Here is a 14110-nt window from a genome sequence, read left to right on the forward strand (position 1 = left end):
CTGCAGGTCCGGGGCGTTTTGAGCAAACCCTCCTGCAGGTCCCGGTCAGGCGTTGACTGGCGATGGCAGCGGAACGGGCGTCCCGCCGTCGTGCATGTCATCCGGCATGGCGGCGGCAAGCTCCCTGGCCCGGATCAGCGACGGCAGCCACAGGGCCGAGATGGTCGCAATGACGAGGACCGCAGCACCAACGTAGACGGCGGGGATGGCGGCGTCCACGAACCCGGTGGGCGTGAGCTGCCCGCCGGCGCCGGTGAACACGGCCGTGAGGACCGCCACGCCCAGGGCCACGCCAACTTCACGCAGGGTGGCATTGGTGCCGGAGGCCTTGGCGTGGTCGTCGTGCTGCATGTTGGCCAGGACCGCCGTTGACATGGGCGCGAACACCAGCCCCATGCCAATCCCGGCGGCCAGGAATCCGGGCACCATCATCGGGTAGCTGACGGTGGCGCTGAGCACGGTGGCGAGCCAGAACATGCCGCCTGTCAGCAGGGCCAGGCCGGTGATCATCAGGGTGCGGGTGCCCAGGCGCGGTGCGAGCAGGCCAGCCAGCGGGGCCACGATCATGGGTGCCAGTGTCCACGGCATCGTCAGCACGCCCGCTTCCAAGGGGCTGTAGCCCTGAACCACCTGCAGGAACTGGATCAAGATGAACACCGAGCCAAAGATGCCGAAGCTGAACGTGAGGCCCACGATGTTGGCCACCGTGAAACTGCGGTCCCGGAACAGGCGCAGGGGCAGCAGTGGCGCCGTCGTCCGCATCTCCCAGAGGACGAAGGCCAGCAACAAGGCGCTGCCGCCGATCAGCGGGACGAGCACCTGGGGGCTGGACCAGCCGGCCGTGTTGCCGCGCACAATGCCGAACACCAGCCCCAGCATGCCGATTCCGGAAAGCGCCAAACCAACGACGTCGGCACGGACCCGGGCGCCGAAGCTGTTGGGCAGGCCCAGCAGCACCAGGGGCACGGCGATGAAGCCGAGCGGGACGTTGAGCCAGAAGATGGCCTGCCAGTTCCAACCTTCCACCACGGCCCCGCCGATCAGCGGGCCCACGGCCACTCCGAGGCCGGAAACGCCGCCCCAGATGCCAATGGCGAGGGGGCGTCGGACCCTGCTGACCGATCCTGCCAACAAGGTCAGTGAGAGCGGCATGATGGCGGCAGCACCCAGGCCCTGGACGGCGCGAGCGGCAATGAGCGCCGTGGGGTCCGGGCTCAGGGCTGCCGCGGCCGAGGCCAGGGTGAAGATGGCGAGCCCGGCCAGAAAGACGCGGCGGCGGCCGAGCCTGTCGCCGAGGCCAACGGCCAGCAGCATGAACGTGGCGAAACTGAGTGCGTAGGCGTTGACCACCCATTGCAGTTCTTCGACGCCGGCCCCCAAGTCTTCGTGGATGACCGGCAGCGCGTTGGTGACCACCAGGTTGTCCAGGGTGGCCATAAAGACAGGCAGCGAGGCGGCGGCGATCGCCAGCCAGGCAGGGATTTGGCGTTTCATGTGCTTCGATTCTTGAGATGCATTGCTTCACTAAGTAATCAGGTGATTACTTAAAAAACAACGTTAGTTATCAGCTGATAACATGTCAAGTATGGATATCTCTTCAGTTTCGGACCCTGCCGCCCGCCTTGTGCGCATGCCCGCACAGGAACGCCGCGAGCTGATCCTGGAAGCGGCCACGGCCGTGTTTGCCGAGCGCGGCTATGCCGGCACCACGACCGCCCAGGTGGCGCAGGCGGCCGGCATCAGCCAGCCGTATGTGGTGCGGATGTTCGGCACCAAGGAGAAGTTGTTCCTCGAGGCGCTGGACCGTTCCCTGGGCAAACTGATGGACAGCTTCCGTTCCGTCGTTGCCGATTACGACGGCGGTCGGCTCGCGGAGAAGGTGGCGGCACTCGGTCCCGAGCGGGGTACCGGCCGGCAGGCCCACCTGAAGGCGCTGCTGTCGTTTGCCTATGCCGATCTCATCCAGGACCGCGGCATTCTCTTGATGCTGATGCAGTCGTTCATTTCCGGGCACGAACCCGTCATTGGGGCCCGCGCCCGTGAGGGGTTCGTGGGCATTTATCGGCTGCTGCGCGACGAGGCAGGCATGGGCGAGGAAGTCACACGCGACTTCCTCGCCCACGGCATGCTGATGAACACGCTGATCAGCCTGCGCCTCACGGACCTCTATGGCCAGGATGCGGGCGCCGATGAGCTGCTCAAGTGCACCATGGGTGCCAAGCTGCCCCTGCTCCTGGCCCACGAAACGCCCCGCGCCAACTGACGCGGTATCAACCGCTCCGCCACTGCCGCGAGGGCCTCCGGCGAAGGCGGGCACGCCCGCGAAGGTGTTGGCAGCCGGCCGGGAGCCGCCAGCTACGCCACGGGCTCCAGCCGAATGACCACGGACTTGGAGGTGGGCGTCCCGCTGACGTCGGCCTTGGAATCCAGCGGCACCAGGACGTTCGTTTCCGGGTAGTACGCTGCTGCACAGCCCACGGGTGTGGAGTAGGCAACGACGCGGAAGTCGGGGGCGCGGCGGTCCACACCGTCCTTCCATTCCGAGACCAGATCAACCATGGTCCCGTCGGCAATGCCGAAGGAGTCAAGGTCCTTTTGGTTCACAAACACCACGCGGCGGCCGTTCTTGATGCCGCGGTATCTGTCGTCCTTGCCGTAGATGGTGGTGTTGTACTGGTCGTGGGAGCGCAGGGTTTGCAGGAGCAGCCGGCCCTCGGGCACCTTCGGGTATTCCAGCTCATTGGCGGTGAAGTGGGCCAGCCCGGAATCCGTGGTGAACGTGCGCGAGTCGCGGGGCCCGTGCGGCAGGACAAAGCCTCCGGGCATCTCGATCTTCGTTTCAAAATCCTCAAATCCCGGAACCACCGCCGCAATGTGGGAACGGATCAAGCTGTAGTCGCCTGACAGGGCATCCCAGTCGGCGACCGGGGCGCCCGGGCGGGTCCCGCCGTCGTCCGTTTCAAAAAGCAGCTTGGCGAGCCGACACACAATCGCCACCTCGGAGAGCAGCATGTCCGACGCCGGTGCCAGCCGCCCGCGCGAGGCGTGCACGGCGCTCATGGAATCCTCGACCGTGACGCGCTGGTCGCCTGTGGCCTGGCTGTCGCGCTCGGTGCGGCCCAGGGTGGGCAGGATCAAGGCCGTGCGTCCCGTGATCAGGTGCGACTTGTTCAGTTTGGTGGAGATTTGCGCCGTCAGCGACAGGCGCCCCAGCGCGGCCTCGGTGACGTCGGAATCAGGCGTGGCGCGGACAAAGTTGCCGCCCATGCCGAGGAACACGCCGGCCTTCCCGTCCCGCATCGCCTCGATCGCGGCGACGGTGTCGAAGCCGTCGGGGCGCGGGGACGCGAAGGAAAACTCCGCATCCAGTGCGTCAAGGAACGCGGCCGGCATGCGCTCAAAGATGCCCATGGTCCTGTCGCCCTGAACATTGGAGTGGCCGCGGACGGGGCAGACGCCGGCGCCGGGCTTGCCGATGTTGCCCTGCAGCAGCAGCACGTTGACGACGTCGCGCAGCATCGCGACCGAGTGCTTGTGCTGTGTCAGACCCATGGCCCAGCAGACCACCGTTGCCTTGGACGCCAGCAGGCGTTCGCCCGTGGCCCGGATCTGTTCCTCGCTGAGGCCGGAGGCCGTGACAATTTCGGCCCAGGTGACGTGCTCGAGCTGCTCCTGATACTCGCCAAGGCCGGTGGTGTGGGCGTCGATGAACGCCGTGTCGAACACGCGGCCGGCCTGCGGGGAGCCCGTGCGGCGCTGCTCCTCCAGCAGGAACTTGCCCAGGCCCTGGAACAACGCCTGGTCGCCGCCAAGCTTGATCTGCAGGAAATCATCGGCCAGCGCCGTGCCGCCGCCCACGAGTCCGCGGACGGTCTGCGGGTTTTCAAAACGCATCAGCCCGGCCTCGGGGAGCGGGTTGACCGCCACGATCACGGCACCGTTTTTCTTGGCCTTCTCCAGCGCCGTCAGCATGCGCGGGTGGTTGGTGCCAGGGTTTTGCCCGGCGATCATGATCAGTTCAGACTTGTAGATGTCCTCGAGGGAGACCGAGCCCTTGCCGATGCCGATGGTCTCGGTCAGCGCCGAACCGCTCGATTCGTGGCACATGTTCGAGCAGTCGGGCAGGTTGTTCGTGCCCAGCCCGCGCACCATGAGCTGGTACAGGAACGCGGCCTCGTTGGAGGTGCGCCCGGACGTGTAGAAAATGGCTTCGTTGGGATCCTTCAGGGCCTTGAGCTCGTCCGCCAAAATACCCAGCGCACGCTCCCACGTCACCGGCACGTAGTGGTCGGTGCCCTCGGCCAGGTACATGGGATCGGTCAGGCGTCCCTGCTGGCCCAGCCGAAAATCGTCCCAGGTGCGCAGCTCGCTGACGCTGTGTTCTGCAAAGAACGACGGCGGCACGCGCCTCTTCGTCGCCTCCTCGGCGACAGCCTTGGCCCCGTTTTCGCAGAACTCGGCCTTGTGCCGCTTGTCAGATTCGGGCCAGGCACAGCCCATGCAGTCAAAACCGTCCTTTTGGTTGATCTGCAACAAGGTTTGAGCTGAGCGCAGCGGCCCCATTTGCTTGAGTGAAACCTCCAAGGAGTGCAGAACGCCGGGAATGCCGACGGCCTTCTTTTGCACGCTGCCCACTGTGAGCTTCTGCTCATCAATGTTTTCTTGGGGCGCTTTGCCAGCCATATTGGTTCCCTTCGCTGTGGAGGATCTAGTCTGAGCTTAGACGCTTTACTTTTTTGGAGGATTTCATGGGACGGCTGATCCAGCGGGTCAAGGCCACAAAAATCGACATCGCCCACGGACGGAGGGTGGTGCGGGAGGAGGCACTGGCGGCGGAGGAGCCGTTGGAGATCCGGTTGGGGCACGAGTCGTTCTCCGTCACGATGCGCACGCCGGGGGACGATTTTGACCTGGTGGCAGGATTTTTGGTCTCCGAAGGCATCATTTTTGAGCCCGAGCAGCTGATTTCCCTGCGGTTTTGTGCCGGCGAGGATGAGAACGGCCGGCAAACCTTCAACGTGGTGGAGGCCCAGCTGCGCCCTGATGTTGCCATGCCGCTGCCGGCGGCCCACCGCCATGTCACCACCTCGAGTGCCTGCGGAATTTGCGGGACGGCCTCCATCGACGGCGTGCGGAAGTCCTCACATTTTGACATGGCCGCGCCCCTCGATCAGCCCTATGTTGATGCGTCGGTCCTGGCCGGCCTGCCCGACACCCTGCGGGAACAGCAGAAACTGTTTGAAAAAACCGGCGGCGTCCACGCAGCCGGGCTGTTTGCCCCGGATGGGGAGCTGCTGTCGCTGCGGGAAGACGTTGGTCGGCACAACGCCGTGGACAAGGCCGTGGGGGCGGCGTTCCGGGAGCGGCAGCTTCCCCTGTCCAGCACCGTGCTGCAAGTATCGGGGCGGGCCTCGTTTGAGCTCGTGCAAAAGGCCGCGATGGCAGGGGTGCCGGTGCTCGCGGCCGTGAGCGCGCCGTCGTCCCTGGCCGTTGAACTGGCGCACAGCACCGGGGTGACCCTGGTGGGGTTCAGCCGCGGCACCACGATGAACGTGTACACGCACGCCGGCCGGGTGGCTTAGCCAGCGGTGCCCGAGGCGGCGTAGTGGCGGATTTCATCCACTGTGGGGGTAATCTTCAGGCCGAGTGCGTCGGGGCGGATGCCGTTTTCCTCGTCGCCGTCGGTGAAGACGTAGTAGGCCACTGAAATTGAGCCTCTTGTGGAGCCTGAAGCGCCGGCAAAGGCCTGCAGCGATTCGTCCAAAACAGTCTCCAGCTCCGCCCCGGGGGACGACGTGATGCGAACATTGATGCGGGTGCTCATGCCTGCCCTGTTGTGGTGTTGAGTGTGTGCCGACTCCACACCCGGCACCGAGGTGAGGGCGGCGTCGATGTCCCTGACCAGCCCGGCTCCGGTGCCGGCGCACCCGGTCAGGAACAGCGTGAAGATTGCGGCCATGGCCGGCAAACCCCTTGATGCCGGCTTCGTCTTACTCCGCATTGTTCGCAAAATCGATGATGTCCTGGGCGGACGGCTTCTGCCGCAGCCCGACAGCGTCGGGCGTAATGGTGTATTCCTGCCCCTGCCCAGTGACCTGGAATGAGACATTCGTGGAAGTTTTCATGCCAGCAGTGGTGCTGGCAAAGGCAATGAGGGAATCGTGCATGACAGTCTCCAGTGACTCGGTCCCGGCTGCTGCCTTAATGCGCACAGTTGCTGCGGATCCCATGCCGGTGATGACCTGATACCTCGCCGTGACCTCCGCAACGTCAGTTACTTGTGAAATTGCCGATTCCAGATTCTTTTTAACCGACGCTGCTTTATCAGTCCGTCCATCCCCGACTGCGCCGCATCCTGACAGCAGAGCCGTCAGGATGCATGCGCCAACGACCAATCCCAGTCGGCGGCGCATTTGCCCAAAGTTACTGTCTCTACGGCCTTTTTCGTCCAGCGCCAGGGCCGGATCAGCCGGCATAGTTGCGAATTTCTTCCACCGTGGGGGATTGCGTCAGCCCGAGTGTGTCGGGACGGATGCCGTTCTCCTCGTCGCCGTCAGGGAACACGTAAAAATCAACCTTGCTCACGGGCTTAAGCGATCCCGCCGAAGCTGAAACGGCGCGCAACGAATCGGCCAGGACGGTTTCAAGCTCGGCAGCTGGATCAGCCGTGACCCGAACATTGATGACGGCGCCCATGCCGCCCGGGTCCGTGTAGCGCACCCTGCTGGTGACGACGCCGGGCGTGGCGTCCAGAGCTGCGGTGGCATCGGCAACAAATGTGTCACCGGCTTTCTGCGGATTGCTGAAGCCGCAGGCGCTGAGAAGCCCGGATAAAAGTCCCACGAGCAAGAGAATACCAATTTTGCGCACCATGATTGTCCTTGTCGTATTACTTGCGGCTGAAATCAATGTCCACGGCAGAAACTCTGCTGGGATCATCGGTGATGAAAACCTGGGTAGACGGATCGTTCTCGAAGGTCCCAATATCTGGGTACTTGCCTGTCTGGGCCAGATCTTCCCGGTACGTGGCTTGGTCGTGCATGGCGGGGATCAAGTCGCCGATGGAGCCCGGAAACGGCGGATTATCTGTGGAGACCACATGGACGTTGGGCGGTTGTTGGTAGGTGGTTCCGTTGCTCATGGCACCCCCACCATCAAACATGGGGACGATGTCAGCGGGATGTGCGATCGCCAGGTAGTCGATGTTCGGATCGATTGCGTACGGCTGAGTCGGGGAGCCTGCTGTCAAGACGTTGGTGACGTTGTATTGCCCTGTAAAGCTTGGATCGGTGGCCAGCTCCTGGGCGATCATGCCGCCTTGGCTGTGACCGGCCAACAAGACGGGTGCATCTGATGGGATGCCGGCCCTTGCCATGGCTTCGGCGACAGCCCTGCTGGCCGCGGATGACTGTCCGGAGACAAGCCTGATGTTGCTGGTGTAGTCCAAGGGGTTGCTGTTTCCGTTTGCCGTGTTGGATTCGGTGCCTGGAATGTTGACGATGTAGGCGTTGGTGCCGTCGGGCTGTTTGACCGACACGATGCGTACACCGGCTGTCGTGTCGCCGTTCTCGTCCGTGGCTGCATAGGCGCTCAGGACTCCGTCGAAAACCGCGGCCACACTGCTTGGCTGCGTCAGCGGAGATTCGCTGCTGCGGGTCACCGCCTCCGGATCACCGACTTCCACTTGTCCGTCGTCGAACCATTTCGGATTCACGGCGCCGCCCGTCGCAGTTGTCACAACGGCGTCAATGCCGCTCCCCGCGGCAAGGACCAGCGACGACAAAACAGCAATAGTGGAAGGCGGCCCGTCAAAGATGGCCCTAATGGGCATCGTTGCCAGATGCCCCAGATTCCCCAGAAAGTTGAGGTTGGCGTGGACAACCGGGTTGGCCAGAATTTCCTGGCCAAGCCAACCCAGCCCGTCCTTGACGGTGTCAACAACATTGCCGACGCCGTCGGTGATGCCGTCCCAGACGTTGCCCACACCGTCGGTGAAGTCATCCCACAGGTCCTTGCCGGCGTCGACAATGTCATCCCACAGGCTGCCACCGCCGCCATTGTCCACTGCGCTGGCGCGTTCCTGCTCGGCAATTTCGCGCAGCACCACCGATGCGATGCTGTCCAATTCCTTGGCTGTTTGGTTCAGCCTGGCGCGGTTTCCCGGCCATTGCGACCGGAAACGCTGGCTGTCGGGCCCCTGCCAACCCGTGCGGACGATGGTTTGGTTCAGTTGCGCACCGGTGCGGTCCAGCTGGTGGGCCGAGCTTTTCAGCAGCTTGACCAGATCCATGCAGTCCTGCGGGTCAAGGCCCTGCATTCCGACGGTCATTTGGCTGCGTCCTTCTCGGCCGCAGCCAATGCCTCGTGTGCACCAACCACGGCAAAAAGAAGTTCGTTGGAGATGTGTCCGGCGGGCACCTCGGTCAGGCGCAGCTCGGGGGTGTCACCGCTGCGGGTCGTCACCGAATACAGCTGCTCGCCCTTGACCGACCACATGCCCGCCCACACCCTGGCCGGCAGCCCCTCCGCTGCTGTGACAACACTGAGCGTGATGTTGGCGTCCTCGTGGGTGACGAGCCTGGCCGCCGGTTCCGGCAGGGTTGCCGGATCGGTGCCGGCGTCGACAATCACGGCGGGCACGGCGTCAAGGGGAGCGGCCTTCGCGGCTGCGCGGACGACGTCGAGCGGCGGCAGCAGCCGGGCAGTTGCGCCCCACACGTTTTCCTCGTCAAAAAGCGTGATTTCCATGCTGTCCTCGCTGCCGGTAATGACAGTGCCCTGCCCCTCCCGCTCGGACAGGTGCCGCTGGTGGGCGGCCAGCCCGCGCCCGGCACGCAGGCCCAGGACGCTCGTGGTGCTGACGCCGTTGTAGGTGGCGCGGGCCGTGACGGTGATGGGCGCGGTCAACAGAAGTGCGACGGCGCCCGTCCACTGCCGCTTCACCTCGCCCGGCGCGGGGGACATGTCGAGCTTGTTCAGCTCTGACCAGCCCGCTGCGGCGGCTTCGTCACTGAGGTCGGCGGGGGCCTCGGCGCCTTCGGCCGGTGGGGTGGCGGGGAGGCCCAGCGTGGCACTGGTCGATTCGCACAGCAGCTGCCAGGCGGCGGTGCTGAGCTGGAGGCGGCGCAGGACGATGGGGCGCGGTGTGGCTGGTTCGGTCATGAAATTCCCCTGAGGCAAGGTCGGGACGGCCCGGACAACGGGCGCTGGGATCAACTTCGTACCAAGTTACGTCACTATGGCCCGGTCGGCGATGGGGCGCACTGCCCATGCCCGCCTTTCGCAGCTCAGGCCAGCCCGCCCACTGAATTCGAGTTTGCAGTTGTTGGACGCAAATGGCGCGGGAGAGCGCTATCCGGTCCAACAACTGCAAACTCGATCCAAGACGGCGGGGCGGGGCGGGGGTGGGAGGAAGGCGGAGGGCAGTTACGTTTCGTGCAGCAGCCGGCGCACAAACGCCTGGGTGCGTTTTTCCTTCGGGTTGCGCAGCACCTGGCTGGCCGGTCCGCGTTCAACCACGACACCGCCGTCCATGAACACGACCTCGTCGGCCGTCTGGCGGGCAAAAGCGAGCTCGTGCGTGACGATGACCATGGTCCAACCCTCGTCGGCGAGTTCCTTGATGACGCCAAGGACATCGTCCACCAGTTCCGGGTCCAAAGAGGAGGTGGGCTCATCAAAGAGCAGCAGTTGCGGCTTCAGCGCCAGCGCCCGCACAATGCCGACGCGCTGTTGCTGCCCGCCGGAGAGCTCAAAGGGGTGGGCGTCCTTCTTTTCCAGCAGCCCCACCCGGGCCAGCAGCTTTTCAGCTTCCGCGACGGCCTCGGCGCGGGGCCGCTTTTGCACCTGCACGGGGCCCTCGATGACGTTTTGCAGCACCGTCTTGTGCGGGAAGAGATTGTAATGCTGGAACACCATGGCGCTGCGGTCGCGCAAGGCGGCAAGCTGCTGGGAGCGCGCCTTCTTGCTGCCCAGCGTCTGGGCAAAGTCAATTGTCAGGGCCCCGTCAGCTCCGTGGACCTTGTCCGCGGAAGCGCCGCGGGCACCCACGGTGACAGATCCGCCGTCGGGCATCTCCAAGCCGTTGAGGGAACGCAGAATGGTTGTCTTGCCAGACCCGGACGGGCCGATGAGCGCCACAACCTTGCCGCGGGGGACGTCCAGGTCGATGCCGCGCAGCACGGTGTTGGTGCCGAACGCCTTGGTCAGGCCGCGAACCTGCAGGACGGGCTCATGCGAGACGGAATCAGTGGGCGACATAGCGGTCCAACCTCTTTTCCACACGGGTCTGGGCAGTCGAAAGGATCAAGCAGATCACCCAGTAAATCAGCGCCGCCTCAAGGTAGAGCAGCATGAACTCCTGGCTGAACGCGGCAACCTGCTGGGCCACGCGGAACATCTCAGTGACCAGGATCAAGGAGGCCAGGGAGGTGTCCTTGATCAGCGAAATGAACGTGTTGGACAGCGGCGGGACGGACACCCGGGCGGCCTGCGGCAAAATGATGCGCAGCAGCGTCTGGCTCCGGGACATGCCGATCATGTGGCCGGCCTCCCACTGGCCCCGGGGCACGGACAGGATGGCGGCGCGAATCACCTCGGCCGCATAGCCGCCCACATTCAGCGAGAACGCGATGATGGCGCTGGGCCAGGGATCGATCTTCACGCCGATGGCCGGAAGCCCATAGAAGATGACGAACAACTGCACCAGCAGTGGAGTGCCGCGGATGAGCGAGATGTAGACCCGCCCCACGCCGTTGGCCAGTCTGTTGGAACTGATGCGCATCATCGCGATGAGCAGGGCAATGACCAACCCCAGCGCAAACGATGCCAGGGTCAGCGGAATGGTGCCCTGGACGGCGCCTAGAAGCAGCGGACCCAGGGAACTCCAAAAAAGATCAAAGTCCATGGCTGAACTCTAACGCCAGGGCACGACGGCGGTCTGGTTGCCCGCCGCGCCGCGCCGCACTACTTGCTGAAATCTTCGCCAAAGTACTTTTCACTCAGTTTGGTCAGTGTGCCGTCGGCGGACAGGTCCTTCAGGGCGGTGTTGACGGCTTCGTCGAGGGCCTTGGAGCCCTTGCGGAACGCAAACGAGGAATCCGAGGATTCCTTGGTGGTTGCGGCGATCTTCAGGCCCGAGTCGGGCGTATTTTTGAGGTAGTCCAAAACGGTGAGCTTGTCATTGACAATGGCGTCGACACGGCCGTCCTTGAGTAGCGACACCGACTGCGCCCAACCCTCGACAGCTTCAACCTTGGCGCCGTTTTCGGTCGCCAGTGTGTACCAATTGCTGGTCAGTGACTGGGCTGTCGTTTTCCCCTTGAGGTCCTCGACGCTGGAGATCCCGGTGTTGTTGTCCTTTGTCACGATCACGCCATGGGACACCGTGTACGGGGTGGAAAGTTCATACTTTTCCTGGCGTGTGGGGTTCACCGTCACTTGGTTGGCGATCGCGTCAAAACGCTTGGCCTCCAGCCCGGCGAAGATTGAATCAAACTGGGTTTCCTCAAACTTGGCCTTGACGCCCATTTTGTCGGCAACGGCCTTGGCCACATCGACGTCATAACCGGTGAGCTCACCGGCGCCGCCTTCATGGAAGGTGAACGGCTTGTAGGTGCCTTCGGTGGCGAAGACAATCTCGCCGGCATCCTGGACACTGCTCAGGGACGTGTCGCCGCCGGAAGACGAGCCGTCGCCGGTGCCGCCGCCGCACGCGGCCAAGACCAATGCTGCTGCTGCCAGCAGGCCAACGACTCCGAAGTTGCGACGATTCATGATTGCTTGTTCCTTTGCTGTGCAGTATTGCCGTGCAGGATCAATCGACGTGAAAGATCCACCGGGCCGCGAAGTTGTTGGGTCGCGGTGCACCCATGGTTGGACGCTACCACTGACAAACAGCAAAACAAGAGGGAATGTTTCGCAATGTGACACACTTATTAAGTGGGTGATTTGACTCACGCAGCCGATGTCGACTAACGGCCTGTCTGCCCCGTGGGCTGCTGTGCCGCAACCTGGCCGCAGTCCCGCCGTCGAGCCGGGGCGGTGGAACGCGCACCGGGGCACGCGCCGGCAGCGTAATGGCCGGCGGGGAATACTCTGGGCCCCGCAGGACGCTTAGGCTTGTAGCTTGCCCTCTTAACGATTAAGGATTACACGCATGAGCATGGAAGGCGCGGCCTGGAGCTCACTTTGGAGCACCATGCGCTCGGACAAGTCCAGCGGCGGGATTTCGAAGGACACCCTGCGCCGGACGATTCGTTTTGCCAAACCCTACAACCGCAAACTGCTGATCTTCGTGGTGCTGTCGGTGCTGTCCGCGGCGCTGGCGGTGGCCACTCCGGTGCTGGCCGGGCAGGTGGTGAACGCGATCGTGGCGAAGACGGCGCTGGATGTGGTGGTGCGGCTGGCGGTTTTGATCGCTGTCGTGGCCGTGCTGGACGCGGGCCTGTCGCTGGTGATCCGTTGGATTTCGGCGAACCTGGGCGAGGGCGTCATTCTGGACCTGCGCACGGCGGTCTTTGACCACGTCCAGCGCATGCCCATCGCGTTTTTCACCCGCACCCGCACCGGCGCGCTCGTCAGTCGGCTCAACAACGACGTCATTGGCGCCCAACAGGCGTTCTCCGGCACCCTCTCGGGCATTGTGTCGAACTCCGTGCAGCTGATTTTGACGCTCATTGTCATGCTGAACACCTCGTGGCTGGTGACGCTCCTGGCGCTGGTGCTGCTGCCGATCTTCCTGCTGCCGGCACGTCGTTTCGGGGCGCGGCTGGCCGGCCTCCGCCGTGAAGCGGCGGACCTGAATGCCGACATGAGCATGCAGATGACCGAGCGGTTCTCCGCCCCCGGCGCCACCCTGGTCAAGCTGTTTGGCCGCCCCGCCGACGAGTCCCACGAGTTTGCCTCCCGCGCCAACCGGGTCCGCGACATCGGCGTGCGCACCGCCATCATGCAGTTCGTGTTCTTCACGGCGCTGATGCTGGTGTCCTCGCTCGCACTGGCGCTCGTCTACGGACTGGGCGGCGCGCTGGCCATCGCCGGCACGCTCAACGCGGGCGACGTCGTCGTGCTGGCCCTGCTGTTGACCCGCCTGTACGCCCCGCTCACCGCCCTGGCCAACGCCCGCGTGGACATCATGAGTGCGCTGGTTTCCTTTGACCGCGTGTTCGAGATTCTCGATTTGAAGCCGCTCATCGCCGAAAAGCCGAAGACTGTGGCTCTGCCGCCCGGTCCGCTGGCCGTTGAGTTCAACGACGTCCGCTTTGGCTACCCGTCCGCCGACAAGGTCTCACTGGCCTCGCTGGAGGACGTGGCGGTGCTCGACACCCGCGGCGGCGAGGAAGTGCTGCACGGGATTTCCTTCCGGGCCGAACCGGGCCAGACCATCGCGCTGGTGGGTTCCTCCGGCGCCGGCAAGTCCACCATTGCGCAACTTTTGTCCCGCCTGTACGACGTCGATTCCGGCACCGTGCGCCTGGGCGGCGTTGACGTGCGTGAGCTGTCCTTTGACGGGCTCCGCGCGGGGGTTGGCATGGTGACCCAGGACGGGCACCTGTTCCACGAATCGATTCGTTCCAATCTGCGGCTGGCCAAGCCGGATGCCAGCGATGCCGAGATCTGGGACGTGCTCCAGCGCGCCCGGCTGTCCGCGTTCGCGGAGGCCCTGCCCGACGGGCTGGACACAGTGGTGGGGGAGCGCGGCTACCGGCTCTCCGGCGGTGAACGCCAGCGCCTGACCATTGCCCGGCTCCTGCTGGTGCAGCCCGCCGTCGTGATTCTTGACGAGGCCACGGCCGCCCTGGATTCCACGAACGAGGCGGCCGTCCAGGCTGCGTTGGGCGAGGCGCTCGAGGGAAGGACCGCGCTGGTCATTGCCCACCGCTTGTCCACGATCCGTTCGGCCGACGTCATCCTGGTGCTGGAAGCCGGACGCATTGTGGAACGCGGCACCCACAACGAACTCATTGTTCGCGGCGGCCGGTACGCGGAGCTGCACGACACCCAGTTCGCCCAGGCCGTGGCCGCCGTTGCCGATGCAGAGGTGCCGGAAGGCAACTGACACTGCCGGCGGCCCGGACGGCCCTGCCTGGGGCCAGACGGAATTGTTAAG

Annotated in this window: 13 protein-coding genes; 3 read left to right on the forward strand and 10 right to left on the reverse strand. The window is 64.4% G+C overall.

From position 1 onward, the window contains the following. Nucleotides 1-45 precede the first annotated feature (45 nt). Nucleotides 46-1494 (reverse strand): DHA2 family efflux MFS transporter permease subunit, encoded by a 1449-nt coding sequence (locus ACT3TS_RS07630; RefSeq protein ID WP_444530905.1) that lies wholly within the window; start codon nt 1492-1494, stop codon nt 46-48. A gap of 91 nt (nt 1495-1585) precedes the next feature. Here ACT3TS_RS07630 and ACT3TS_RS07635 point away from each other — a divergent pair, with 91 nt between their 5' ends. Beyond that, nucleotides 1586-2263 (forward strand): TetR/AcrR family transcriptional regulator, encoded by a 678-nt coding sequence (locus ACT3TS_RS07635; protein WP_444530906.1) that lies wholly within the window; start codon nt 1586-1588, stop codon nt 2261-2263. Nucleotides 2264-2355: 92 nt separating this feature from the next. On the opposite strand, the gene ACT3TS_RS07640 is transcribed toward ACT3TS_RS07635, so the two are convergent. Beyond that, nucleotides 2356-4683 (reverse strand): FdhF/YdeP family oxidoreductase, encoded by a 2328-nt coding sequence (locus ACT3TS_RS07640; protein WP_444530907.1) that lies wholly within the window; start codon nt 4681-4683, stop codon nt 2356-2358. 65 nt (nt 4684-4748) lie between these two features. Between ACT3TS_RS07640 and fdhD the strand changes: the two genes are divergently transcribed. Next, nucleotides 4749-5582, forward strand: a complete 834-nt coding sequence (gene fdhD / locus ACT3TS_RS07645) for a formate dehydrogenase accessory sulfurtransferase FdhD (protein ID WP_444530908.1) — start codon at nt 4749-4751, stop codon at nt 5580-5582. Here the strand turns inward: fdhD and ACT3TS_RS07650 are convergent. The 8 genes from ACT3TS_RS07650 to ACT3TS_RS07685 all read right to left on the reverse strand — a co-directional run bounded on the left by ACT3TS_RS07650 (nt 5579) and on the right by ACT3TS_RS07685 (nt 11775). Continuing rightward, nucleotides 5579-5959: a hypothetical protein gene (locus tag ACT3TS_RS07650; protein ID WP_444530909.1), complete on the reverse strand. Its 381-nt coding sequence runs from the start codon at nt 5957-5959 to the stop codon at nt 5579-5581. The two genes, fdhD and ACT3TS_RS07650, sit on opposite strands and share 4 nt — an antisense overlap. 31 nt (nt 5960-5990) lie before the next feature. Continuing rightward, nucleotides 5991-6476, reverse strand: a complete 486-nt coding sequence (locus ACT3TS_RS07655; RefSeq protein WP_444530910.1) for a hypothetical protein — start codon at nt 6474-6476, stop codon at nt 5991-5993. Then, a complete protein-coding gene (locus ACT3TS_RS07660; RefSeq protein WP_444530911.1) occupies nt 6466-6843 on the reverse strand; it encodes a hypothetical protein in 378 nt (125 codons plus the stop codon). The genes ACT3TS_RS07655 and ACT3TS_RS07660 overlap by 11 nt, the downstream gene beginning before the upstream one ends. A 46-nt stretch (nt 6844-6889) precedes the next feature. Then, nucleotides 6890-8329 carry a hypothetical protein gene (locus ACT3TS_RS07665; protein ID WP_444530912.1) on the reverse strand — a complete coding sequence of 480 codons (1440 nt, stop codon included), beginning with the start codon at nt 8327-8329 and terminating at the stop codon, nt 6890-6892. Beyond that, nucleotides 8326-9162 carry a hypothetical protein gene (locus tag ACT3TS_RS07670; RefSeq protein WP_444530913.1) on the reverse strand — a complete coding sequence of 279 codons (837 nt, stop codon included), beginning with the start codon at nt 9160-9162 and terminating at the stop codon, nt 8326-8328. The genes ACT3TS_RS07665 and ACT3TS_RS07670 overlap by 4 nt, the downstream gene beginning before the upstream one ends. Nucleotides 9163-9426: 264 nt before the next feature. Then, nucleotides 9427-10260 carry an amino acid ABC transporter ATP-binding protein gene (locus tag ACT3TS_RS07675; protein WP_444530914.1) on the reverse strand — a complete coding sequence of 278 codons (834 nt, stop codon included), beginning with the start codon at nt 10258-10260 and terminating at the stop codon, nt 9427-9429. After that, on the reverse strand, nt 10247-10906 hold the full coding sequence (locus ACT3TS_RS07680; RefSeq protein WP_444530915.1) for an amino acid ABC transporter permease: 660 nt from the start codon (nt 10904-10906) through the stop codon (nt 10247-10249). Before ACT3TS_RS07680 ends, ACT3TS_RS07675 begins: the two co-directional genes overlap by 14 nt. Before the next feature lie 59 nt (nt 10907-10965). Continuing rightward, a complete protein-coding gene (locus ACT3TS_RS07685) occupies nt 10966-11775 on the reverse strand; it encodes an amino acid ABC transporter substrate-binding protein (RefSeq protein ID WP_444530916.1) in 810 nt (269 codons plus the stop codon). Nucleotides 11776-12157: 382 nt separating this feature from the next. Between ACT3TS_RS07685 and ACT3TS_RS07690 the strand changes: the two genes are divergently transcribed. Continuing rightward, the gene (locus ACT3TS_RS07690) at nt 12158-14059 is read left to right on the forward strand and encodes an ABC transporter ATP-binding protein (RefSeq protein ID WP_444530917.1); all 1902 of its coding nucleotides are present in this window, start codon (nt 12158-12160) and stop codon (nt 14057-14059) included. Nucleotides 14060-14110: the final 51 nt, after the last annotated feature.

The sequence above is a fragment of the Specibacter sp. AOP5-B1-6 genome (assembly GCF_052376555.1).
Taxonomy (GTDB): Bacteria; Actinomycetota; Actinomycetes; order Actinomycetales; family Micrococcaceae; genus Specibacter.

Bases quoted from the DNA above. Each gene is read 5' to 3' on its own strand.
- ACT3TS_RS07685 (WP_444530916.1), bottom strand. From the start codon at position 11,775: ATGAATCGTCGCAACTTCGGAGTCGTTGGCCTGCTGGCAGCAGCAGCA.
- ACT3TS_RS07630 (WP_444530905.1), bottom strand. From the start codon at position 1,494: ATGAAACGCCAAATCCCTGCCTGGCTGGCGATCGCCGCCGCCTCGCTG.
- ACT3TS_RS07635 (WP_444530906.1), top strand. From the start codon at position 1,586: ATGGATATCTCTTCAGTTTCGGACCCTGCCGCCCGCCTTGTGCGCATG.
- ACT3TS_RS07655 (WP_444530910.1), bottom strand. From the start codon at position 6,476: ATGCCGGCTGATCCGGCCCTGGCGCTGGACGAAAAAGGCCGTAGAGAC.
- fdhD (WP_444530908.1), top strand. From the start codon at position 4,749: ATGGGACGGCTGATCCAGCGGGTCAAGGCCACAAAAATCGACATCGCC.
- ACT3TS_RS07690 (WP_444530917.1), top strand. From the start codon at position 12,158: ATGAGCATGGAAGGCGCGGCCTGGAGCTCACTTTGGAGCACCATGCGC.
- ACT3TS_RS07680 (WP_444530915.1), bottom strand. From the start codon at position 10,906: ATGGACTTTGATCTTTTTTGGAGTTCCCTGGGTCCGCTGCTTCTAGGC.
- ACT3TS_RS07665 (WP_444530912.1), bottom strand. From the start codon at position 8,329: ATGACCGTCGGAATGCAGGGCCTTGACCCGCAGGACTGCATGGATCTG.
- ACT3TS_RS07670 (WP_444530913.1), bottom strand. From the start codon at position 9,162: ATGACCGAACCAGCCACACCGCGCCCCATCGTCCTGCGCCGCCTCCAG.
- ACT3TS_RS07650 (WP_444530909.1), bottom strand. From the start codon at position 5,959: ATGGCCGCAATCTTCACGCTGTTCCTGACCGGGTGCGCCGGCACCGGA.
- ACT3TS_RS07640 (WP_444530907.1), bottom strand. From the start codon at position 4,683: ATGGCTGGCAAAGCGCCCCAAGAAAACATTGATGAGCAGAAGCTCACA.
- ACT3TS_RS07675 (WP_444530914.1), bottom strand. From the start codon at position 10,260: ATGTCGCCCACTGATTCCGTCTCGCATGAGCCCGTCCTGCAGGTTCGC.